Source organism: Streptomyces yaizuensis (genome assembly GCF_034961445.1).
Classification (GTDB): domain Bacteria; phylum Actinomycetota; class Actinomycetes; order Streptomycetales; family Streptomycetaceae; genus Streptomyces; species Streptomyces yaizuensis.
Genome location: NZ_BSBI01000004.1, coordinates 274525 through 295355 on the forward strand (window position 1 = coordinate 274525; position 20831 = coordinate 295355).

General features: G+C 73.3%; 17 protein-coding genes. 12 read left to right on the forward strand and 5 right to left on the reverse strand.

Features of this window, described 5'->3' with window-relative positions:
• Positions 1 to 580: 580 nt before the first annotated feature.
• Complete coding sequence (locus SYYSPA8_RS12190; protein ID WP_323447114.1) at positions 581 to 2617, reverse strand: DUF6596 domain-containing protein; 2037 nt, start codon at positions 2615 to 2617, stop codon at positions 581 to 583.
• Positions 2614 to 2943 (reverse strand): YciI family protein, encoded by a 330-nt coding sequence (locus tag SYYSPA8_RS12195; RefSeq protein WP_323447115.1) that lies wholly within the window; start codon positions 2941 to 2943, stop codon positions 2614 to 2616. Before SYYSPA8_RS12195 ends, SYYSPA8_RS12190 begins: the two co-directional genes overlap by 4 nt.
• A 159-nt stretch (positions 2944 to 3102) precedes the next feature.
• Here SYYSPA8_RS12195 and SYYSPA8_RS12200 point away from each other — a divergent pair, with 159 nt between their 5' ends.
• The 8 genes from SYYSPA8_RS12200 to SYYSPA8_RS12235 all read left to right on the forward strand — a co-directional run bounded on the left by SYYSPA8_RS12200 (position 3103) and on the right by SYYSPA8_RS12235 (position 13891).
• A complete protein-coding gene (locus SYYSPA8_RS12200) occupies positions 3103 to 3828 on the forward strand; it encodes a DUF998 domain-containing protein (RefSeq protein WP_323447116.1) in 726 nt (241 codons plus the stop codon).
• Between the two features lie 467 nt (positions 3829 to 4295).
• The gene (locus tag SYYSPA8_RS12205) at positions 4296 to 5645 is read left to right on the forward strand and encodes a cytochrome P450 (RefSeq protein WP_323447117.1); all 1350 of its coding nucleotides are present in this window, start codon (positions 4296 to 4298) and stop codon (positions 5643 to 5645) included.
• Between the two features lie 117 nt (positions 5646 to 5762).
• Positions 5763 to 7532 carry a prenyltransferase/squalene oxidase repeat-containing protein gene (locus SYYSPA8_RS12210; protein WP_323447118.1) on the forward strand — a complete coding sequence of 590 codons (1770 nt, stop codon included), beginning with the start codon at positions 5763 to 5765 and terminating at the stop codon, positions 7530 to 7532.
• A gap of 128 nt (positions 7533 to 7660) precedes the next feature.
• Positions 7661 to 8983: a cytochrome P450 gene (locus SYYSPA8_RS12215; RefSeq protein WP_323447119.1), complete on the forward strand. Its 1323-nt coding sequence runs from the start codon at positions 7661 to 7663 to the stop codon at positions 8981 to 8983.
• Positions 8974 to 9894 (forward strand): UbiA family prenyltransferase, encoded by a 921-nt coding sequence (locus SYYSPA8_RS12220; protein ID WP_323447120.1) that lies wholly within the window; start codon positions 8974 to 8976, stop codon positions 9892 to 9894. The genes SYYSPA8_RS12215 and SYYSPA8_RS12220 overlap by 10 nt, the downstream gene beginning before the upstream one ends.
• A 229-nt stretch (positions 9895 to 10123) precedes the next feature.
• Positions 10124 to 11188, forward strand: coding sequence for a fatty acid desaturase family protein (locus tag SYYSPA8_RS12225; RefSeq protein WP_323447121.1), 1065 nt, complete (start codon positions 10124 to 10126; stop codon positions 11186 to 11188).
• Between the two features lie 155 nt (positions 11189 to 11343).
• The gene (locus SYYSPA8_RS12230) at positions 11344 to 12510 is read left to right on the forward strand and encodes a glycosyltransferase family 4 protein (RefSeq protein WP_323447387.1); all 1167 of its coding nucleotides are present in this window, start codon (positions 11344 to 11346) and stop codon (positions 12508 to 12510) included.
• Positions 12511 to 12613: 103 nt separating this feature from the next.
• Positions 12614 to 13891 carry a cytochrome P450 family protein gene (locus tag SYYSPA8_RS12235; RefSeq protein ID WP_323447122.1) on the forward strand — a complete coding sequence of 426 codons (1278 nt, stop codon included), beginning with the start codon at positions 12614 to 12616 and terminating at the stop codon, positions 13889 to 13891.
• Here SYYSPA8_RS12235 and SYYSPA8_RS12240 read toward each other — a convergent pair.
• Complete coding sequence (locus tag SYYSPA8_RS12240) at positions 13830 to 14321, reverse strand: MarR family winged helix-turn-helix transcriptional regulator (protein ID WP_323447123.1); 492 nt, start codon at positions 14319 to 14321, stop codon at positions 13830 to 13832. The genes SYYSPA8_RS12235 and SYYSPA8_RS12240 overlap by 62 nt on opposite strands.
• 89 nt (positions 14322 to 14410) lie before the next feature.
• On the opposite strand from SYYSPA8_RS12240, the gene SYYSPA8_RS12245 reads away from it, so the two are divergent.
• The 4 genes from SYYSPA8_RS12245 (at position 14411) to SYYSPA8_RS12260 (ending at position 17371) form a co-directional block, all read left to right on the forward strand.
• Positions 14411 to 15421 carry an NmrA family NAD(P)-binding protein gene (locus tag SYYSPA8_RS12245; RefSeq protein WP_323447124.1) on the forward strand — a complete coding sequence of 337 codons (1011 nt, stop codon included), beginning with the start codon at positions 14411 to 14413 and terminating at the stop codon, positions 15419 to 15421.
• Entirely contained in the window at positions 15418 to 16227 is an 810-nt protein-coding gene (locus tag SYYSPA8_RS12250; RefSeq protein ID WP_323447125.1) for an oxidoreductase, read from the forward strand. Before SYYSPA8_RS12245 ends, SYYSPA8_RS12250 begins: the two co-directional genes overlap by 4 nt.
• 126 nt (positions 16228 to 16353) lie before the next feature.
• Positions 16354 to 17130, forward strand: coding sequence for a hyaluronoglucosaminidase (locus SYYSPA8_RS12255; RefSeq protein ID WP_323447126.1), 777 nt, complete (start codon positions 16354 to 16356; stop codon positions 17128 to 17130).
• A gap of 46 nt (positions 17131 to 17176) precedes the next feature.
• Complete coding sequence (locus SYYSPA8_RS12260) at positions 17177 to 17371, forward strand: hypothetical protein (protein WP_323447127.1); 195 nt, start codon at positions 17177 to 17179, stop codon at positions 17369 to 17371.
• Positions 17372 to 17469: 98 nt separating this feature from the next.
• On the opposite strand, the gene SYYSPA8_RS12265 is transcribed toward SYYSPA8_RS12260, so the two are convergent.
• Both SYYSPA8_RS12265 and SYYSPA8_RS12270 read right to left on the reverse strand, forming a co-directional pair.
• Positions 17470 to 19458, reverse strand: a complete 1989-nt coding sequence (locus SYYSPA8_RS12265; RefSeq protein WP_323447128.1) for an ABC transporter ATP-binding protein — start codon at positions 19456 to 19458, stop codon at positions 17470 to 17472.
• Between the two features lie 358 nt (positions 19459 to 19816).
• Positions 19817 to 20743, reverse strand: a complete 927-nt coding sequence (locus SYYSPA8_RS12270; RefSeq protein ID WP_323447129.1) for an alpha/beta hydrolase — start codon at positions 20741 to 20743, stop codon at positions 19817 to 19819.
• Between the last annotated feature and the right edge of the window lie 88 nt (positions 20744 to 20831).

Here is a 20831-nt window from a genome sequence, read left to right on the forward strand (position 1 = left end):
CGCCGGCGTCGACGCGGTACGGGGGTACGCGTCGGCGCCGGATCCCTCCACCGGGCACCGGCCGGGCGTACGGGTGCGGCGACGGCCACGGCGGGGGCGAGCCCCGGTCACCCGCGGGACCTCGGCCTCCGCACACGGATGCCCGCGGTCGTTCTTCGGCGTCCGCCCGGGATCGGCCCATCGGCTGCCGAACGCTGGGCAGCCGGGGCTGTGAGGACCGCTTACGCGGCCGAGGCGGCCAGTCGCTCATCCGGGCCGGACGGCACCCGGGCGGGCCCCTTCCGCCCGGCGCCGCCCCTGCGGCTGATCGGCCGCGGACCCGGCGGGCGGCTGCTGCGCCGGCTCGTGCGACCGCGCGCCGACGGCGATCGCGTGACGCTGCTCGCCGTGGACCGGTCCGGCCGTGTCATGCGCCGTGAGGAACACGTGCCCCTGGAGGCCGCCCGGTGTGGGACGCCTGGGGGGCCACTCCCACCCATGCCGGTCGGCGTCCGCTCGCCAACGCGAGCGTGGACACGGAGGGTGGGACTCCGTACGTACGTCGACGCCGTCCTCGGGCTGCTCACACGGGGGCGCCCCGTCAGGCACGGGGCCTCAGCTGCCGGAGCGTGCAGGTCCCGGTGGCCTGTTTGAAGAGGTACTCGGCGCGCTCGTAGGAGAGCCGGCTGCGGCCCGTCCCCGGATCGAGGTCGGCCGGGTCCACGGGGGTGCGGGCGGGGCCGGGGCGGCGGTCGGTGAGGAAGAGCGGGCCCCGGGTGCGGCCCGCGAGCAGTTCGGGCAGGAGCCGGGCCGTGCCGGAGCGCCAGGTGATCCACCCGGTGCCGGAGCGGGCCCGGCGGTCGTCCAGATCGAGATCCTCCGCGTTCAGGGCGAGCACCGCCTTCACGGGGGCCCCGGACTCGTGGAGGAGCCGCCAGAAGGTCCGTTCGCGCACCGGCAGATCGGTACGGCTCCACAGGGCGGACAGCGCGTCCGGTCCGATGGGTTCGGGGCGGGGGCGGCGGTCGGTGCGGCGGGCCAGGCCGGTGGTGGGATCGGCCAGGCCCGCCCAGTCGGCGAAGGAGCGGACGGCCGAGAGGTGCCGGTTCCAGGTGGCGGGCGCGGCCCCGTCCCAGGACTGGGCGAAGACGTGGGCGACCCGGTCGGCGGAGAGCCGGGCGAGGGGCAGCCGGTCGCCCAGGGCCAGCCGGAGGCGCCGCAGTGTCTGCCCGTACGCCCTGGCCGTGGCGGGGTCCAGTCCGTCACGGGCGAGGAAGCGCTCGGCGGCTCCGGCGAGGACGGGCCCGGAGTCGGGATCGGGGCCGGAGTCGGTGTCGGGGTCCGGGCCCGGGTCCGCGAGGGCGTCGGCGCGGCGGCGGAGGAAGGCGCGTTCGGCGGCGTTACGGGTGAGGGCGGCCGCGCGGTCGAACTCCAGCCGGGCCTCGGCCCGGCGGCCGAGCCGGGCCAGCAGATCGCCCCGGGCCGCCGGGAGGAGGTGGTAGTCCCGGAGCGCGGGATCGGCGTCGAGCGCGTCGAGCTGGACGAGACCGGCCCCGGGGCCCTCCGCCATGCCGATCGCGATGGCGCGGTTGAGCCGTACGACCGGGCTGGGCCGCAGCCGGTCCAACGCCCCGTACAGCGCCGCGATCCGTCCCCAGTCGGTGTCCGCGGCGGTGCGCGCCTGGGCGTGGGTGACGGCGATCGCGGCCTGGAGGACGTAGGGGCCGGGCGGAGAGCCGAGGTCGCGGGCGCGGAGCAGGGCGGTGAAGCCCCGGCGGACGAGGAGCTGGTCCCAGCGGCCCCGGTTCTGCTCATGGAGCGGGACGGGTTCGCCGTGCGGGCCGGTGCGCGCGGCGGAGCGGGACTCCTGGATCTCCATCAGGGCGACCAGGCCGTGCGCTTCGGGCTCGCGCGGGGCGAGCGCGGCGAGCAGCCGGCCGAGCCGCAGCGCTTCGAGGGTGAGGCCGGGGCGGAGCAGATCGTCGCCGGAGGTGGCGGAGTACCCCTCGTTGAAGATGAGGTAGATGACCTCCAGGACGGAGGAGAGGCGTTCGGCGAGCCGGTCGCCCTCGGGGAGTTCGAAGGGGACGCGGGCCTCGGCGAGGCGGCGTTTGGCGTCGGCGATACGGCGGGCGGTCGCCGTCTCGGTGTCGAGGAATGCGCGGGCGATCTCGGCGGCCGTCAGCCCGCCGATGAGACGGAGGGTGAGGGCGACCCGGGCCCCGGTCGGCAGGACCGGATGGCAGGAGATGAACATCAGCCTCAGGACATCGTCCTGTTCGGGCCGCTCGGAGGAGTTTTCGGAGGAGTGCTCGTGGACGTCGGGGGGCTCGGGTGACTCGGGGTGGTCGGAGGCCTGTCCGTGTTCGTGGGCGAGCTGCTGCTGCTTCTGCTCCAGACGCTGGGCGCGGCGGATGTGGTCCACCGCGCGGCGTTTGGCGATGGCCATCAGCCAGGCGCCCGGATTGTCCGGGACGCCTGACCGGGGCCACTGTTCGAGCGCGGAGACGAGAGCATCCTGGGCCAGTTCCTCGGCCAGGCCGACATCGCGCACCATCCGGGTGAGCCCGCCGATGATCCTGGCGGACTCCAGCTTCCAGACGGCGTCGATCGTGCGGTGCGCGTCTCCCCGGGTCACGGTCCGAAGACCTGCTGGAGCACGCTCTCGCCGTCGCCGACGATGCCACGGAAGCGGCGGCCCAGCTCGATGGCCTCCTCCCGGGAGCGGACCTCGACCAGGGCGAAGCCCACGACGGCCTCCTTGGCCTCGGTGAAGGGACCGTCAGTGACGGTGACCTCGTCGCCGGCGGAGACCAGCCGGACTCCGGCCGGGTCCAGTCCGCCGGTGGCGAGCAGGACACCGGCGGCGGTCAGCTCCTCCACGAACCGGCCCATCTCCGCCATGAGCTTCTCGTCGGGGGCGTTCTGGGTCTCGGACGCCTTGGTCATCATCAGGTAGCGCATCGCGGTGGTGCTCCTTCGGCAGTGGGTGACTCATGTGGTGCTGCCTACGCGTCGAACAGCTTATGTGACAGGTAATGGCGGCGTTCCCTGTCACATGGGCCGTTCGACGCGTCAGCGAGAACCGAGATCGAGACCGACACACCGGAGAGGCCGACCGAGATGACCACCCTTCAGCAGTCCCCCGCCACCGCAGCCACCGCAGCCACCGCCGTCACCACCGCCTCCGGGGTCTCCGGGGTCTCCACCCGCGCCCTGCTCGGGGCCGGGGCCGCCGCCGCACCCGTGTGGACCGTGGTGGCACTGACCCAGGCCGTCACCCGGGAGGGCTTCGACATCACCCGTCATCCGCTGAGCGTCCTGAGCAACGGCGCGCTGGGCTGGATCCAGATCGCCAACTTCGCCGTCACGGGAACCCTGATGGCGCTCGGAGCGATCGGACTGCGCCGGACACTGCGCGGAACGCCCGGCGGGACCTGGGCGCCCTGGCTGGCGTTCACCGCCGGCATCGGGATCATCGCGGCCGGGGCGTTCGTGATGGACCCGGCGGACGGATTCCCCGTCGGCACCCCGGCCGGGCCGCCGGAGATGCTCTCCGGGGCGGGCATCGGGCACATGGCGGCGGGGATGGTCGCCTTCACCTCGATGATCGCCGCGAACTATGTGCTCGGCCGGCACTTCAGCCGGGCGGGGCAGCGGGGGCGGGCCGTCCTCTCGCGGGTCGCGGCGACCGGGCTGCTGCTGGGGAACGGGTGGGCGATGGGCGGCGGGACCTGGGGGACGCTGACGCTGGCGGTGGGAGTGATGGGAGCGATGCTGTGGCTGTCGGCGGTGTGCGCGTCGGGCGCCCGGGTCCGCCGGGGAGGCCCGGGCCACGCGTCGCGATGACACCGGCGCCGCTGCCGCTGCCGCCGCCGTATGCCGCTGCCGCCGGGTGGAGCACCACGCACCCGGCGGCAGGCCGCGTCCCGACCCCTCCCGACCCGACCCGTCCTCACGGACCCGCTCGCGACCCTCCGGTGTCGAGACTCGGCCAAACTGCCGGGCTTCCGGCCCGCCGATCCTGATCCGCGGAGTACGCGGACGGCGTCCACCGGAGAGGCCGGGGCCGCCGCACCCGTCTGACCGGGGTGAACCCGCCGTCGCGTACCGCTGATCGGGCTCCGGCCCGGTCCCGGCCCGGCTCCGTACGGCCCGGCGCGTGCGCGGGGCGGGCACGGCACCTCGGGAAACGCCCCCACGGCCGGAAATCGGTCACCCGTCGCGCCCCGCCGTTTCCCGTGCGCGCCGGATGCGCATTCTGGCTACGGTGAACGGTCCGGGCTCCTTCACCCCTGAACGGGCGGAGGTTCCCGATGGACGCTCTCGACGACATGGCGTCGGTCCCCACCGCGGCGGGGCGGTTGCCGCTCATCGGCCATGGACTTGCGCTGGCACGGCGCAAGCAGGACTTCATGTGCGAACTGGCCGCCCACGGCGAGCTGGTACGGCTCTATCTCGGCCGTCTGCCCGCCTACTACGTCCACGGCCCCGAGCTGCTGCGGCACCTGCTCGTCACGGACGCGCGCAAGGTGGCCAAAGGCTGGGTGTACGACCGGGTCAGAGCCCTCATCGGGGACGGTCTCGTCACGGCGGAGGGCCCGCTGCACGCCATGCACCGCCGTATGATCCAGCCCGCGTTCCGCAGTACGAGCATCGCCTCCTACATGGACGTCATGCACCGTGAGGCGACGGAGATGGCACGGTCGTGGCAGGCCGGCCGGGCCGTCGCCGTCGACCGTGCCGTCGCCGGGCTGGCCGGCACGGTGGTGGCGCGGTCCCTGTGCTCCTCCGCCCATATGTCCCCGCGCACGGCCGGACGGCTGGCGTTCCTGAACACATCGGTGCTCAAGGTGATGAGCGCCCGCTCGCTGCTGCCGCGGAGCACGTGGGAACGCCTACCGCTGCCGAGTACCCGCCGTACCACCGCGCATGTGGCCGAATTCCATCGCATCGTCGACGATCTGATCGCCCGCTACCGCGCGGACGGCACCGACCACGGCGACCTGCTGTCCGTGCTGCTGGCCGCACGCGACGCGGACACCGGCGCCGCCCTGTCTGACCGTCAGATCCACAGCGAGATCACGACCCTGTTCGTCGCGGGCATCGAGACGACCTCCGCCGCCCTGGCCGGTGCGTTCCACGAACTGGCCCGGAACCCGGACATCGAACAGCGGGTCGTCGCCGAGCTGGGAGAAGTCCTCGCCGGTCGCCCGCCGGCACTCGGGGACCTGCCGCGACTGGACTACACCCGGCGGTTCCTGCGCGAGGTGCTGCGCCGCTACGGCATCTGGTTTCTGATGCGGCGTGCCGTGGACGACCTCGAATGGCGCGGCCTGCGCATCCCGGCAGGCACGACGCTGCTGTTCAGCCCGTACGCCCTGCATCACGACCCCGGGCTCTACCCGGACCCGGCACGGATCGATCCGGACCGCTGGCTGGAAGACGACCTGCCCAGAGAGGCGTTCCTGCCGTTCTCCACCGGTCCGCGCGGGTGCCTGGGGGAGTCCTTCGCCTGGGCGGAGCTGACGGTCGTGCTGGCCGCCGTCCTGAGCCGCTGGCGGCTGCGGCCGGCTCCCGGCTCCGCCGTGCGCCACGTGGCCAGCAGCTCGGTGCGTCCCGAGCCCTTACGCATGATCGCCGAGCCTCGGCGGCCGCCCGGGTGAGCCCTGCACCGGCCCGGGCGGCCCGTGGTGCGGCCCGTGCGGGCCGGACCACGGTGGGACGACGCCCCGATCCATCGCGACCACCGACCCGTCCACACCCACGAGGAGCGCGCAGCGATGCACGAACAGACCACGGAGCACCCGGCCGTTCTCCGTTCCCTGGCCGGGTGGCGGACCGGTGCGGCGCGGGCCGCCGCCGAGCTGATCTCCGACATGGCCGCGCACCCACGGGGGACGATGTCCCCCTCGGTGTACGAGACGGCCCGGTTGGTCAGCGGCGCGCCCTGGCTCGACGGCCACGGCGCCCGGTGCGACTTCCTGCTGGCGACCCAGCGCCCGGACGGCCGGTGGGGGCAGCCCGACGGCTATGACCTGGTGCCCACCCTCAGCGCCGTCGAGGCCCTGCTGCGCGAACGCGACCGGCCGCGCGCCGACGGGTCCGGGCCGTCCGTCCCCGCCGTCGCCCGTGCCGCCCTCCGGGGGCTGTGGGCCCTCGCCGACGAACAGGCCGCCGGCCCCTCGGCCCCGTTGCGTGACACCATCGCGGCCGAGCTGATCGTCCCCTGGCTGGTCGAGGAGGTGAACGGCCTGCTGGAGGGCTCCGGAGGACGTCTGGGCGCCACCGCGCTGGCCCTGCCCCCGGGCGTCGTACGGGAGTCGACGGACCGGCTGCGCGGGGCCGTTGCCGCCGGGCAGGCGCTGCCGGAGAAGACCTGGCACACCCTGGAGGTCCTGGGCGAGAGGGCCGCCGACGCGCCCGGGGTACGACTTGTCGCCTCGGCGGTGGGCTCCTCGCCCGCCGCGACCGCCGCCTGGCTCTCCGGCGCGGCCCGGCTATCGGGCGCTCCCCGGCTCTCCGGCACGACCCGCCTCTCCGGCACGACCCGCCTCTCCGACGCGGCCCGGTTTCCCGACGCCGCCCGGCTTCCCGGCCCGGCCCCGCTCTCCGACGCGACCGGGCTCTCCGACCGTCCCCGGCAGGAGGCCGCCGTCGCACTGCTCCGCGAGATCCAGGCCCGCTGGGGCGGCCCGGTTCCCGGGGTCACCTCCATCGAGGTGTTCGAGACCGCCTGGGTCCTCGGCTGGCTCCTGGACGCCGGAGTACCCGTCACCGTCCCGCCGGCGCTGGCCGCCTCGCTGGAGAACAGCCTGGGCCCCTCCGGTGCGCCCGCGGGCCCGGGACTGCCGGCCGACACCGACGACACCGCCGTCGTCCTGCACACACTCGCCCTCGCCGGCCGCCCCGCCCCGGTCCACTCGCTGTGGGCCTACGAGGCCGACGACCACTTCCTCTGCTTCCCCGCCGAACGCACCCCGTCCACCAGCACCAACGCACATGTGCTCGAAGCCCTGCTGGACCCGCCGCCCCCCGGCGAGCAGGCCGGGGAAGCCGCCCGCCGGCGCGGCGCGGCCCGCAAGGTCGAGACCTGGCTGCTCGCCCAGCAGCGCCCGGACGGCTCCTGGGACGACAAGTGGCATGCCTCCGCGTACTACGCGACGATGTGCTGCGCCGTCGCCCTCGCCCGCGGCCGGCACCCGGATGCCGCGGGCGCCCTCGTGCGTGCCGCGCGGTGGACACTCGCCGCGCAGCGTCCCGACGGCTCCTGGGGGCGCTGGGAGGGGACCGTGGAGGAGACCTCCTACGCGATCCAGACGATCCTGCGCGCCCACCCGGGCGAACTGCCGCCCCTGGTGGCCCGCGCCGTGGCCGGCGGCTGCGGCTTCCTCCTGGACCGCCGGGGGGCGGGCGACTTCCCGCCGCTCTGGCACGACAAGGACCTCTACGCCCCCGTCACCGTGGTCAGGTCGGCCCGCGTCGCCGCCCTCCACGCCGCCGCCGCCCGCCTGGTGCCGAACCGCCCGGCCGGCTCGGCCGTCGCACGGTGACGCCGGGCCGGCGGCGACGACGAGCGAGCGGCGACGAGGAGCGAGCGGTGACGGCGAGCGAGCGGTGACGACGAGCGGACAGTGGTGGCAAGTGAACGGCGACGACGAGCGAACGGGGTGACACGGCGATGACCATCGCCAAACTGCGGCTCGGCTTCCAGGGCCTGTCTTTCCTCGACGCGGTCTCCGCCCGGCCGGAGCGGTCCGTGCGGCTCACCCGGGCCCCCGCCCCCCATCTGCTGGTGTGGGCGCCCGACGATCTCGCGGAACTGTTCCGCTCCGAACGGGACATGTACCTGAAACCGAGCGACACCCTGCGTCCGCTCGTCGGCCCCACCTCCGTGCTGTTCGCCAACGGCACCCGGCACGACGCCTACCGGCAGGTGATCGGGCCCGCGCTGCGGGGCAGGCGGCTGGCCCGTCACATCCCCGCCATCCGTACCATCGCGGAGCAGGCGGGCGACGAGCTGGCCGGGCGGGCTTCGTTCGTGGTGCCGGAGTGGGCCCGCCGGGTGACCCTGCGCGTCATCGGGCACATCCTGCTCGGTGACGGGAACAGCGCCGTGCTCGGCCGGGTCGGCGACCTGGTGGAGCAGATCCTCGGCAGCCCGTGGCGCACCGTGCGCCACCGCTATCTGCGCCCGCCCGCCCCGGTGCCCTCCCGGTGGGGCGCCTTCCTCCGCGACCGGGACGCGCTGGGCGAGGAGCTGACGGGCCTGTGCCCCCGGCCCGCCTCCGACGCGCGTGTTCCGGCGCCCGGACCCGTCCGCGACGTCCCGTCCCTGGCGGCCGAGCTCGCCTCCGGAGAACCGCCGCTGGGCCCGCTGGGCGGGGACGAGTTCGCCGATCAGCTCATCTCGCTGATCTTCGCCGGCCATGAGACCACCGCCTCCGCGATCGCCTGGACGCTCTACTGGCTCGCCGCCCACGACGGGGTACGCGCCAACCTCGGGGCGGAACTCGCCGCCTGCTCGTCCGACGGCTCCTCGGCGGCCGACCTCCCGCTGCTCGACGCCGTCTGCCGGGAATCCCTGCGGATCACACCACCCGCCGTCCTTGCCGGAAACCGGACCTTGACCACCGACAGGGAACTGCTCGGCCGCGGCTGGAGCAGGGGCACCACACTCACCCCCTGCGTCTACGCGGCGCACCGGCAGCCCGACCTCTACCCGGGGCCGGAACGGTTCGACCCCGGCCGCTTCCTCGGCCGCAAATGGCCCGGGCAGCACTATCTGCCCTTCGGCGGCGGCACCCGGCGCTGCCTGGGCGCGGATCTGGCCCTGCTGGAAATGCGGATGGTCGTCGCCGCCGTACTGCGCAGGGTCGAACTCGGCCGCCCGGGACCGCGCGACGGCGTTCCGCACCGCCGTGGCCCCGCCATGGGTCCGCCGCCCGCCCTCACCCTGGCACTCGGCCCGCACCCCCGCCCTCGCCCCCGCCCGTGTCCCTGACCGCCGGCCGCCGCGGCCGGACGGTACGGGACCTCTGCCGCGTCCACCGACTGGAGTTCCCGTTCCCCGTCGCCTACCTCTGCCACGCCCTCTGGGGCGCCTGCTTCGCGGCCGGCGCGCCCCGGCAACTCGTCCAGCCCGCCGTCCTCCTGGCCGTACTCGCCAATCTGATTCCGCTGATCGCGCAGAACGTCCTCAACGCGGCCATGGACATCTCCGCCGACGCCCGTACACCCGGCAAGACCGGTGTCGCCCGGGCCGCCCGGCGCATCGGCCGGACCCGGCTGATCGTCATCGCGTCCGCCGAGATGGCCGTCGCCCTGCTGCTGGCCGTCGGGGTCTCCCTCCACCTCGGCCGCCCGCTCGTCGCCGCCGCCGTGGCGGCCGGGATCCTGGTGGAGTACCTGTACAACCTCGAACCGGTCCGTCTGAAGAAGCGCGGTCTGGCCAACCCCGTCAGCCTGGGCCTGCACTTCTCCCTCCTGCCGTGCCTGTCCACCTTCGCCGCCGTCCGCCCCGGCCTGCCCGGCTGGGTCTGGCCGCTCTTCCTCGGCCTGTGGCTGCTGCTCATCGGCCGCACCCTGTGGTGGTCGCTGCCCGACGCCGCCGCCGACCGTGCCGCGGGGCTCGCTCCGCCCGCCGTCCGCCACGGCGTCTCCCGCGCCCTCACCCTCGCCACCGGGGCGACCGCCACCGCCCTCGGGCTCATCGCGTGGGGCCTGTCCTGGGCCCTGGGTCCCCTGTCCGCCGCGATCGGCACGGCGGCGTGCGGCGTCTTCCTGATCGGAAAGCTCCGCCTGCGCCTGACCGGAGCCGCCCTCGATGCCCTGCACGAAACCCGTATGCGCCGGCACACCCTCGCCTATGTCGTCGGCGCCGACGCGCTCCTCGTCCTGCTCCCCCTTGTCTGACTTGCCTGACTTATCTCACGTGTCGAACTTTCGAGCGACACACGGGATGACGCGGGCCCGGCGGACGGTGGGCCGGGTGAGTATCGCCCCCTTTATTTCGTTCAAATATCCGGCTGCCGTACAGATGTTGCATATTAAGGAGAGTCCGGGTATTCCCAGGGCCTTATTTTGTCGACGGCACGCGCATATCGTCTTAAGGAGTCGTGACTCGCCGACAGGAGGGCCTTTCGTGCACCATCCGGAACCCACCTGGCCCGATACCACCCGGCGTGGCAGCGACTTCTCGGAGCTGTACCGCAGGGTGGCGGCAGCGGGTCTGCTGAAGCGGCGGCCGGTCTACTACACCGCCCTGATCACCGGCACTCTGGCGGCGGCCGCGCTGGGCACGGCGGTCTTCCTCCGGCTGGGGAGCAGCTGGTGGCAGCTGGCGGTGGCCGCCCTGATGGGCATCGTCTTCGGGCAGATCGGACTCGTCGCCCATGAAATAGCGCACCGCGCGGTGTTCCCCACCCGCCGTACGAGCGATCTCGCGGGAATACTGCTCGGGAACCTCGGGCTCGGAATGAGCTACGGCTGGTGGACGAGCGATCACACCCACCATCACGCGAATCCGAACCGGGAACGGCACGACCCCGCAGCCGACGCCCTCTTCTTCGCCAGGACGCCCCGACAGGCGGCCGCCACCCGAGGCCTGACCCGATTCCTCGCCCGGCATCAGCGGGCCCTCTTCTTTCCCGTCCTCACCTTGCAGGGCATCGGCCTCGGCATCATCGGATTCCTGACGATCGTCCGACGCCGCGTGAAACACCCCGTCGTGGAAGGAGCCCTGCTCGCCCTGCACTACGGGCTCTACGGGGCCGCGCTCCTCCTGGTCCTCACCCCCGTCCAGGCGCTCTGCTTCTTCCTCCTCCACGAGGCGGTCCTCGGCGTGTACCTGGGATGCCTCTTCGCCCCCAACCACAAGGGCATGCCGATGATCGAGGAGGACGCCCCACGGCTGGACTTCCTGCGGCGCCAGGTGCTCCCCTCCCGGAACATCCCCGGCGGCCCGGCCCTCACCTGGCTCTTCGGCGGACTCAACTACCAGATCGAGCACCACCTCTTCCCCTACCTGCCCCGCCCCGCGCTGCGCCCGGCCAGCGTGATCGTGCGGGAGTACTGCCGGGAACTCGGCATCCCCTACCACGGGGCCGGGTTGCGGGCCTCCTTCGCGGAGGTGCTCCGGGATCTGCGCTCGATCAGCGACACCCTGGGCGAGGCCGGGAGCACCCCGACGGCCGGGACCAGGAAGTGAACAGACCCCCCAACCCACCGCAGACAGCCAGCGACATCGGAAGCCGGACCCCTGTGAACGCATGGAAGAGCCCGCCGAGCGGACCACGCCGAGACGATGTCCGCCTCTCCGCCCACCGCCCCGACCGCGACAGCCCTGGCGCGGATGGCCGCACCCTGCGGGTCGCCGTCGTGGCCGAGGCGTTCCCGCCCCAGGTCAACGGGGTCGCGCACAGCGCGCTGCGGACGGCCGACCACCTTTTCCTGCGGGGGCACGCGCCGCTGGTCATCGCCCCTTCCGCACCACGCGGCACAGCCTCGCCCGGGAAGGGCACCGGCGGCACGGACCACGAGGAGCCCCACCCCTACCCCGTCGTCCGTGTGCCGTCCCTGTCGCTGCCCGGGTACGGGGATGTACGCGCGGCCCTGCCGAGCCGGCGCGCGGCCCGGGCGATCGCCGCCCACCGGGCCGACCTCGTCCATCTGGCCGGCCCCTTCCTGCTGGGCGCCGACGCGATGAAGGCGGCCCGCGGCCTCGGGATACCCGCGGTCGCGGTCTACCAGACGGACATCGCCGCCTACGCCCGGCTGTACACCCCCTGGGTACCCGCGGGTCCGGCGCTCGCCTGGTACCGCCTGCGGGCCGTGCACAACGCGGCCGACCTCACCCTCGCCCTGTCCGGCGCCTCCCGCCACGACCTGGAGGAACACGGCGTCCCCCGGGTCCGGCTCTGGTCCCACGGAGTGGACTCCGTACGCTTCCATCCACGGCACCGGGACCCTTCGCTGCGCCGGCGGCTCGCCCCGGAGGGCGAGGTCCTCATCGGCTACGTGGGCCGGCTCGCGCCCGAGAAACGCGTCGAGCTGCTGGCGGAGACCTGTGCGCTGCCGGGAGTGCGCGTGGTCGTCGTGGGAGACGGGCCGAGCGGTGCCCGGCTGCGCCGGGCCCTTCCGCGCGCGGTGTTCCTCGGGCGGCGCACCGGGGACGACCTGGCGCGGATCTTCGCCTCGCTGGACGTCTTCGTGCACACCGGCCCCTTCGAGACCTTCTGTCAGACGATCCAGGAGGCCATGGCGAGCGGTCTGCCGGTGATCGCGCCCGCCTCCGGCGGCCCCCTGGACCTGGTCGACCACGAACGTACCGGCCTTCTCGTACCGCCCGGCGACGCGAGCGCGACGCGGGACGCCGTACGGGCACTCGCCGGCTCGGTCCGTACGCGCGTGGCCCTGGGGCGGGCGGGCCGGGCGGCCGTCGCCGACCGTTCCTGGGAAGCGGTGGGCGACCAACTCCTCCGCCACTACGCTCGGGTACTCGGCGAGCGGGCCGGAATCCACCCGGTATGAGAACCGGTAGGAGAACCGGTACGAGATGCGGTACGAGATTCGGTACGAGATGCGGTATGAGCACCACTCATCGTCCGTCCACCCCTTGTTCCCAGGAGTCCTCGTGGACCGAGAATCCGTCTTCGTGCTCGACCCCCAAGGCAGCGACCGGCACGGCGAGGACGCGGCACTCCGCGCGCGCGGCCCCCTGACCCGGGTCGATGTCCTCGGCGTGGAGGCGTGGTCGGTCACCGACCCGGCCCTGGTACGACGGCTCCTCCTGGACCCCCGGGTCTCCAAGGACGCCCGGCAGCACTGGCCCGCCTTCCCCGACCGGATCGTCGGGGTCTGGCCGCTCGCGCTCTGGGTGGCGGTGGAGAACATGTTCACCGCCTACGGGGAGGAGCACCGACGGCTGCGGCGCACCATCGGACCGGCCTTCGCCGCCCGCCGGATCAACGCGCTGGCACCGGTCATCGAACACCTCGTCACGGAGCTGCTGGACGAGGTGGCCACCACCCCGCCCGGTGAGGCGGCCGACCTGCGGGAACGCTTCGCCTATCCGCTGCCCATCGGGGTCATCAGCCATCTCGCCGGCCTGCCCGAGTCCGACCGGCCCCGGTTCCGCCGCACGGTCGACGTGATCTTCTCCACCAGCCACAGCCCCGAGGAGACGACCGCCGCGGTCGAGGATCTGTACGCGCTGCTCGCCGACCTCGTCGCCGCCAAGCGCGCCACGCCCGGCCCCGACCTCACCTCGGCGCTCATCGCCGCCCGGGACACGGAGGGCGACGGTGCGCCCCTGACGGAGGCCGAACTCAGGGACACACTGCTGCTGGTGATCAACGCCGGTTTCGAAACCACCGTCAACCTCCTGGACCAGGCCATCACCGCGCTCCTCACCCATCCGGGGCAACTCGCCCACGTCCGGGCCGGGCGCGCGGACTGGAAGGACGTGGTCGAGGAATCACTCCGCCACGAGGCCCCGCTCGCGCACCTGCCGATGCGCTTCGCCGTGGCGGACATCCCCCTCCCCGAACACGGCACGACCATCCGGAAGGGCGACGCCATCCTGCCCTCCTACGCCGCCGCCAATCGCCATCCGGACCTGCACGGCCCCACCGCCGACGACTTCGACACCACCCGGAGCGACAAGAGCCACCTCTCCTTCGGCCACGGAATGCACCTCTGCCTCGGGGCCGCCCTCGGCCGCCTCGAAGCCGAACTCGCCCTGCGCGGGCTCTTCGAACGCTTCCCCCGTCTCGAACTCGCCGTACCCCCGGACCGGCTGCGCCCCAAGCAGAGCTTCATCTCCAACGGTCACAGGGAACTGCCCGTCGTCATCCACCCGGCCCGGCGGCGGGATCCCGGGGCTGCCGCTCCGCCTCCAGCGCGGCCGTGACCGCCCGGCAGTCCTCCGCGAAGCGCGCGAGGCGCCGCGGGCCGAGGACATCCACGAAGAGGGCGCGGACATCCCCGGCGTGGGCGGGGGCGGCCCGGCGGATCGCGGCCCGGCCCGCATCGGTGAGCAGGACGTCGGGGTAGCGGCCGGTCCGTGAGGGCTCGCGGCCGACCAGGCCGCGCCGCTCCATCCGGGTGAGGTGGTGGGAGAGCCGGCTCTTCTCCCACTGGGTCGCCTCGGCCAGCTCGCCCGGCCCCATGCGTCCGCGGGCGGCCTCCGAGAGGTTCACCAGGACCTCGTAGTCGGCCGCCGAGAGGTCGAAGTCACGCTGCATGCGCGAGGAGAGACGGGCGGCGAGCAGGCGCTGCATATGGAGGTAGGACCGCCAGGCGCGCTGTTCGGCCTCGTTCAGCCAGGGTTCGTCGGACATGCCGTCATCCTAGCTCCTGGTTGACGTATCAACCAGTCAGCTCTACGCTGAAGGCAGCGAAGTTGATACGTCAACCAAGGGAGAGATCGATGCCCGGAACGAAGAAGATCATCGCCGTGGTGGGCGCGACCGGCTCGCAGGGCGGCGGCCTCGCCCGCGCGCTCCTGGCCGACCGCGACGGCCCGTTCGCCCTCCGCGCCCTGACCCGCGACGCCGGCTCGGCCGGGGCCCGGCGCCTGGCCGCCGCGGGCGCCGAGGTGGTGGCGGCCGACCTCGACGACGAGACGTCCGTCCGCGCCGCGTTCGAAGGGGCGTACGGAGCCTTCGTCGTCACCAACTTCTGGGCACCGCGCCCGGAGGCGGACGTCCGCCGCCGCACAGCGGCCCAGATGGAGCAGGAGCAGGCCGGCAACGCGGCCCGTGCCGCGCGGGCCGCCGGACTCCGGCATGTCATCTGGTCCACCCTGGAGGACACCCGCGAGGTACTCCGCGGCGACGACGGCGACGGTGCCGGCGGCAGTGGTGCCGGGGGCAGCGGCGGGCCGGTGCCCGTGCTCGAAGGCGACTACACCGTGCCCCACTTCGACGCCAAGGCCGAGGCGGACCGCCTCTTCACCGCCGAGGGCGTCCCCACCACCTTCCTGCGCACCGCCTTCTTCTACGAGGCGTTCCTGGGGGGCATGGGGCCGGTACGGGACGGTGACGGCACGCTCGTCCTCACCCTGCCGATGGCCGGCGCCCGGCTCGCCGCGATCGCCTCCGAGGACATCGGCCGTACCGCGCTGGGCGTCTTCCGCCACCCCGAGCTGGCCGGCCGGACCGTCAGCATCGCGGGCGCCCACCACACCGGCGCGGAGATCGCCGAACTGTTCACGGCGGCCCTGGGCGAGAAGGTCCTCTACCGGCCGGCGGACCTGGACGAGTACCGCGCGTCCGGCGGCTTCGCGGCGGACGAGTTGGCGAACATGTTCGCGTACTACGTCCGGGCCGCCGGCACCTTCACCGGGGAACGCGACCTCGACACCGTACGCGCGCTCAACCCCGGCCTCCAGCCGCTCACCGACTGGCTGGCGCTCCACGCGGCGGAGACCGTCCGATGAGCGCCGCCGCAGCCGGAGGCCCGGCCGTACGCCCGGCGGGTCGCCTGGCCGGCCGGCGGGCGGTCGTGACCGGCGGGACCCGGGGCATCGGAGCCGCGATCGTGGCACGGCTCGTCGCCGAGGGCGCCTCGGTGCTCACCACCGCGCGCGGCCCCGTCGGCAGCCTCCCCGAAGGAGTCCACTTCGTGACCGCCGACGCCACCGTCGCCGACGACGCGAGCCGGGTGGCCCGCGCGGCCCGGGAGAAGCTGGGCGGCGTCGACATCCTCATCGACAACGCCGGCGGCACGGACGCCCGTCCCGACAGCGTCCTGGACACCGGCGACGAGGAGTGGCACCACAACCTGGAGACCAATCTGATGTCGGCCGTCCGGCTCGACCGGGCCGTCCTCCCCGGCATGATCGCCCAGGGCTCCGGAGTGATCGTGCACATCTCCTCGACCGCCGCGCACGAACCGATGGGGGAGGCGGCGGCGTACTCGGCCGCCAAGGCCGCCCTCTCCTCCTACAGCAAGAACCTCGCCGACCGGCTCGGCCCCCGGGGCATCCGCGTCAACCGGATCTCCCCGGGACTGACGATCACCTCGGCCGTCGAGGAAGTGCTGGAACGCATCTCCGCCCGGGACGGCTCGGACCGTGCGGCGGCCCTGGACACCTGGATGGCCGGGCTGGGCGGCATTCCGCTGCAACGCCCCGGGACAGCCGAGGAGATCGCCGCGCTCACCGCCTTCCTGGTCTCCGACGAAGCCGCCTGGATCACCGGAACCGACCACGTCATCGACGGCGGAATGCTGCGCGCACTCTGACCCCGCCCCGGCCCCGGCCCCGACCCTGACAGGAAAACCTCCTGTCATCCGTACAACCCGGGCGGTCGTTCGTGAGTCGTCTCCGTGATACGCCATTGGTGCGCGCACGCAATTGGGGAGGACGACATGGCTGTGGACCGGAGACTGTTCCTGGGGGGCTTCACCGTGGGCGCCGTGACCGTGGCCGCGTCGGGTGCCGCCGCTGCTCCGGCCGCGGCGGCGCCCGGCCCGGGCGACTTCGACACGCTGGTGACAGCGCCGGGGTTCCGGGCGGACTCGACCGTCACGGCGGCCAGCTTCAGGACGACGTCCACGACCGACAACGCCGTCACGGTCATCCAGGGGGCCACCTCCGGCGGTGGTGTGGCCCTCAACATCGTCTCCCACAACCCCGAGGACTCCGCCGTCTATCTGACCGGCCGGGAGCGGAAGCACGGCACCCTCAAGATCTCCCACATCGGGGACAAGGACGGGAACGACGCGGGCGCCGCCGCCATCTCCATCGAACTCCACACGCCCGGGACCGCCGCGCAGGGCATCTTCGTCACCGGGAAGAAGGGGGTGCCCGGAACCACCCCGGACACCCACACGACCGGCAACCTCATCTGCCTCCGCAACAACGGGCGCGACGAGTTCGTCGTGAAGGGCAGCGGACGCGTCGGCATCGGCATGGGCGTCGGGTCGAACCCCTGGGCGCAGCTGCATGTCGTCCAGCAGCAGGGCGTGAACTCGGCGGTGATGGTGGAGGGCTCGGTGCGGGTCGTCGACGCGGCGACCGTGCCGACCGCCGTCGACCAGCGCGGCGGCGGCGTGCTCTACGCGGAGGACGGCGCGCTGAAGTGGCTGGGCTCCGGCGGGAAGGTCACCGTGATCGCCGCCTCCTCCGCCTCTTCCCCCGCCTGAGCACGCCGTAGCCGTAGCAATACCGGCCGTACCACTGGAGAATCTGATGCAACTGACCCCTGACCAACTGGTCTCGGAGTTCCACGACGCCGTCATGGAGCTGTACTTCGCGCGGAAGCGGATCGCGCTGCTGGAGGCCGAGAACGCGGCGCTGACGGCGAGGGTCGCGGCGTACGCGGCGGAGCGGGCGGCGGAACCGTCAGCGAGCGACGCCGGGGACGCCGGGGGCGCCTCGGAGTGACGGTCCGCCGGAGCGCGGGATCGCGGGAGCCGCCTGCCTCGGTGCCGACGGCACCGAGGCCGCCTCTCAGATCCCCCTCGGCCGGGCGTTCACCGGGATCACGACTCGTCCGCCCCGGTCGGAGCGCCGTGGTACCCGGCCGCCTGAAGGGTGAACATCTGACAGTACTCACCCTGTTTGTCCATGAGTTCCCGGTGGGTTCCGGATTCGATGATCTTTCCGTTGTCGAAGACATGGATGCGGTCACAGTCGGCGACGGAGGCGAGGCGGTGGGAGATGAGGACGGTGATCTGGCCGGGGTGGCGGGGCTCCTGGAGGACTGCCTGGTAGACGGCGTGTTCGGCGCGGGGGTCCATGCTGGCGGTGGGTTCGTCGAGGAGGAGGACGGGGGCGTTCTTGTAGAGGCCGCGGGCGACGGCGATCTTGGCCCACTGGCCCGCGGAGAGTTCCTGTCCGCCCGCGAAGCGTTTGGAGAGCACGGTCTCCCAGGTGTCGGGGAGGTGGCCGATGACGGTGTCGGCGCCGGAGGCGGTGGCCGCCGCGTGGACGTCCTCGGGTACGGAGTCGGTCAGTGAGCCCCGGGAGACGGTGATGTTCGCGAGCGCGGTGAAGGGGTAGTGGACCGGGTCCTGGAGGACCATGGCGACGCGCTGCTGGAGCGAGACCGGGTCCAGGTCGTGTGCGTCGGTGCCGTTCCAGGTGACGGTGCCGGCGGAGGGGTCGTACAGTCCGGCGATCAGTTTGGAGCAGGTGGACTTGCCGGAGCCGTTGACGCCGACGAACGCGATCGTCTCCCCGGCCCTGAGGGTGAGGCTGATGCCGTCGAGCGCGGGAGTGTCCTTGTCCGGGTAGGTGAACGACACGCCGTCGAGGCGGATCTCGTCAACGCGGTCCGGGGCCGGGTCCCCGCCGGTGCGGGGGAGCAGGCTGCGGCACCGGGCCTGGACGGTCAGCAGGTCCCCGACCCACAGGGCGTGTTCGTAGACCATGTGGGCCATGTTCACGAAGCTGGTGAGGGAACGGTGGCTGGACTGGATGGCGAGGACGGCGCCGGCGCCGACGGCCAGGGGGATCCAGCCGCCGATCAGCATCGCGCACAGCGCGGCATACGTGATTCCGGTGCCGATGCCGCCGGCGGCACGTCCCGCGAGGTGGATACGGGCCGCGCGGACACCGAGCCGGGTGTCCTCGGCGGCGATCTTCTCCGTGAGCCTGCGGTGCTCCGCCAGCAGTGCCCCTTGGGTGGTGTTGGAACGGATCTCGGCGGCGGAATCCTGGTCGAGCAGGAGCCAGCTGAAGGTCCGTACCCTGCGCTGGAGGGCGTTCCAGCGCATGTACGAGTGGAAGCGCTCACGGGCCGCGCGGACGGCGGCGGCGCCCACCGGGAGCACGGACAGCGGCAGCATGAGGATCAGGAGCGGGTGGAGCACGGTCAGGACGGCCGCGGTGGCGACGAGGTCGAGAAGGGCCGCCGCCAGCGCCACGATCTGGCCGACGATCTGCCGCGCGTAGTAGAGCCCCCGGTCGCTCGCCCGGTGGATGTCGTCGTGCCAGTGCGCGTCGTCGACGGCCTCCAGCCGCACATGCGCGGCCAGCCGGTAGAACTCGACCTCCAGCGCCGTCCTGATCTTCGGTGTGAGCCGGGCCTCGGCGGTCGACACCGCGGCCTCCAGTGCCGCCCGCAGCGACAACAGCGCCACCACGAGCATCAGCCCGGGCAGCGCCGCGCGGACCTTGTCCGGCGTCGGACCCGTCCCGAACAGCTCGCGCAGGACAGCGACCGAAGCGACCAGACCGAAGGCGTTCATCGCCGCCGACGCGAGCTGGAGCACGGCGACCGCGACGGTTCCGCGCCGGTCCGCCTGCCATGCCAGCGCCCCGACCCGCCGCACGATCCTCGGCAGCTGGGCCAGGATCTCCCGGACGCTCGCCTTCGCCGACGCCCCGTCATGAACCGCCCAGTAGGCCGTCTCCATGCCGTCGGTGATGTCGTCGCCGTCGGCGGGCCCGGCCGCGACCCGCTCCGGCGGCAGCCCCAGAGGCGCCCGGGGCCCGGGGACCCCGCCCTTCGCCGTGTTCTCGCTCACCTGCGATCTCCCTTCGTGACATCCCGCTGATCCGGGACAACGATCCGGCCGCCCGCTCGAACACACGTTTTTGAGACGGAGCGCCAACCGCGTCAAGGAGCGGATGCCGGTACCTGTGTCGGCCACCGACCCTTGCCGTGTCCGGGACGGTGCCGGAGCACGCGGTGGCCGAAACGCCGATGCCGATACGCCTGTGACTCCTGAGATTTCGCGCGCTGCTCACCGCCGGGCGCCCCCCGACGCGCTGTCCAGCCGGCCGGTGACGCGCGCCGATGCGGTGACGCGTGATGAGCAGTGACGCGTGATGAGCGGTGGCGTGCGTCGAGCGGTGGCGTGCGTCGAGCGGTGGCGACTGCTGTCAGCGGGACGTCGCGGAGCAGCGGTCCGCGAGCCAGCACTCGATGTCGTGCAGCGCCGCCTCGGCCATGCCCGTCGTACGGGAGGTGAAGCCGTGCGGTGCTTCCGGATAGACCCGGAGGTCGACGTCGCCTCCGGCCGCCGAGACCCGGGCCGCCATGGCCATGTTGTCCTCCAGCAGGACGTCCTTGCTGCCGACGACCATCAGGACCGGGGGCAGGCCGCGCAGGTCGCCGAAGACCGGTGAGATGTCCGGGGTGGTGCGGTCGGCCGCATGACCGGCGTAGGCCCGGATGAAGTACTCGTCGGAGATCAGCCGGCCGGCGGGGGTCAGGCCGCTCAGATCGTACGCTCCGAACTGCAACGCGGCACCGGCGAACGCGTCGCCGAGACCGCGATCGCGCAGGCGCAGCAGCGTCGTCACGGCGAGCGTGGCTCCCGCCGAGAAGCCGCCGATCGCCGGCCGGGTCGGGCCGAAGCGGGCCTCGGCCCGACCGAGGAGCCACAGGGCCGCCGTTTCGCAGTCGTCGGGCGCGGCCGGCCAGGGGTGTTCCGGAGCGAGCCGGTAGTCCACGCTCACGACGGCGATTCCGAGCGCGTCCGCGAGCCGCTGATTGCGCGCGTCCCCCCACGCCGCCGCCCCCATGTAGAAGCCACCGCCGTGGATGTCCAGAAGGACACCGCGCGGCACGGCGTCACGGGGAGCGAGGATCCGCACCGGCACCTGCCGGCCGGCGGCTTCGGCCACCTCCTCGACGGCCGACGAGGCGACAGGCGACGAGCCCGCGTCCCGCCTGGCTCGTGCCTCCCGCAGCTCGTCCGGGGTGCTCGGGCCCTTCCTGGCCTCCGGCACGGCATGGGCCGCCCGGCACTCCTCGACATGCGCCGCGAGCTTCGTGTCGATGAGACTCTCCAACCCCAACTGCATGAGCATCCCCTGGTGTTCTGAGCGACGGACCCGCTTCGGCACGGCCCCGCCACGCCGACGGGGCCGGCTGACGGGATGGTCCGGGGGT

Coding starts and splice junctions, on each gene's coding strand:
- SYYSPA8_RS12260 (WP_323447127.1), top strand. CDS start 17,177: ATGCAACTGACCCCTGACCAACTGGTCTCGGAGTTCCACGACGCCGTC.
- SYYSPA8_RS12270 (WP_323447129.1), bottom strand. CDS start 20,743: ATGCAGTTGGGGTTGGAGAGTCTCATCGACACGAAGCTCGCGGCGCAT.
- SYYSPA8_RS12205 (WP_323447117.1), top strand. CDS start 4,296: ATGGACGCTCTCGACGACATGGCGTCGGTCCCCACCGCGGCGGGGCGG.
- SYYSPA8_RS12250 (WP_323447125.1), top strand. CDS start 15,418: ATGAGCGCCGCCGCAGCCGGAGGCCCGGCCGTACGCCCGGCGGGTCGC.
- SYYSPA8_RS12255 (WP_323447126.1), top strand. CDS start 16,354: ATGGCTGTGGACCGGAGACTGTTCCTGGGGGGCTTCACCGTGGGCGCC.
- SYYSPA8_RS12215 (WP_323447119.1), top strand. CDS start 7,661: ATGACCATCGCCAAACTGCGGCTCGGCTTCCAGGGCCTGTCTTTCCTC.
- SYYSPA8_RS12240 (WP_323447123.1), bottom strand. CDS start 14,321: ATGTCCGACGAACCCTGGCTGAACGAGGCCGAACAGCGCGCCTGGCGG.
- SYYSPA8_RS12195 (WP_323447115.1), bottom strand. CDS start 2,943: ATGCGCTACCTGATGATGACCAAGGCGTCCGAGACCCAGAACGCCCCC.
- SYYSPA8_RS12200 (WP_323447116.1), top strand. CDS start 3,103: ATGACCACCCTTCAGCAGTCCCCCGCCACCGCAGCCACCGCAGCCACC.
- SYYSPA8_RS12245 (WP_323447124.1), top strand. CDS start 14,411: ATGCCCGGAACGAAGAAGATCATCGCCGTGGTGGGCGCGACCGGCTCG.
- SYYSPA8_RS12210 (WP_323447118.1), top strand. CDS start 5,763: ATGCACGAACAGACCACGGAGCACCCGGCCGTTCTCCGTTCCCTGGCC.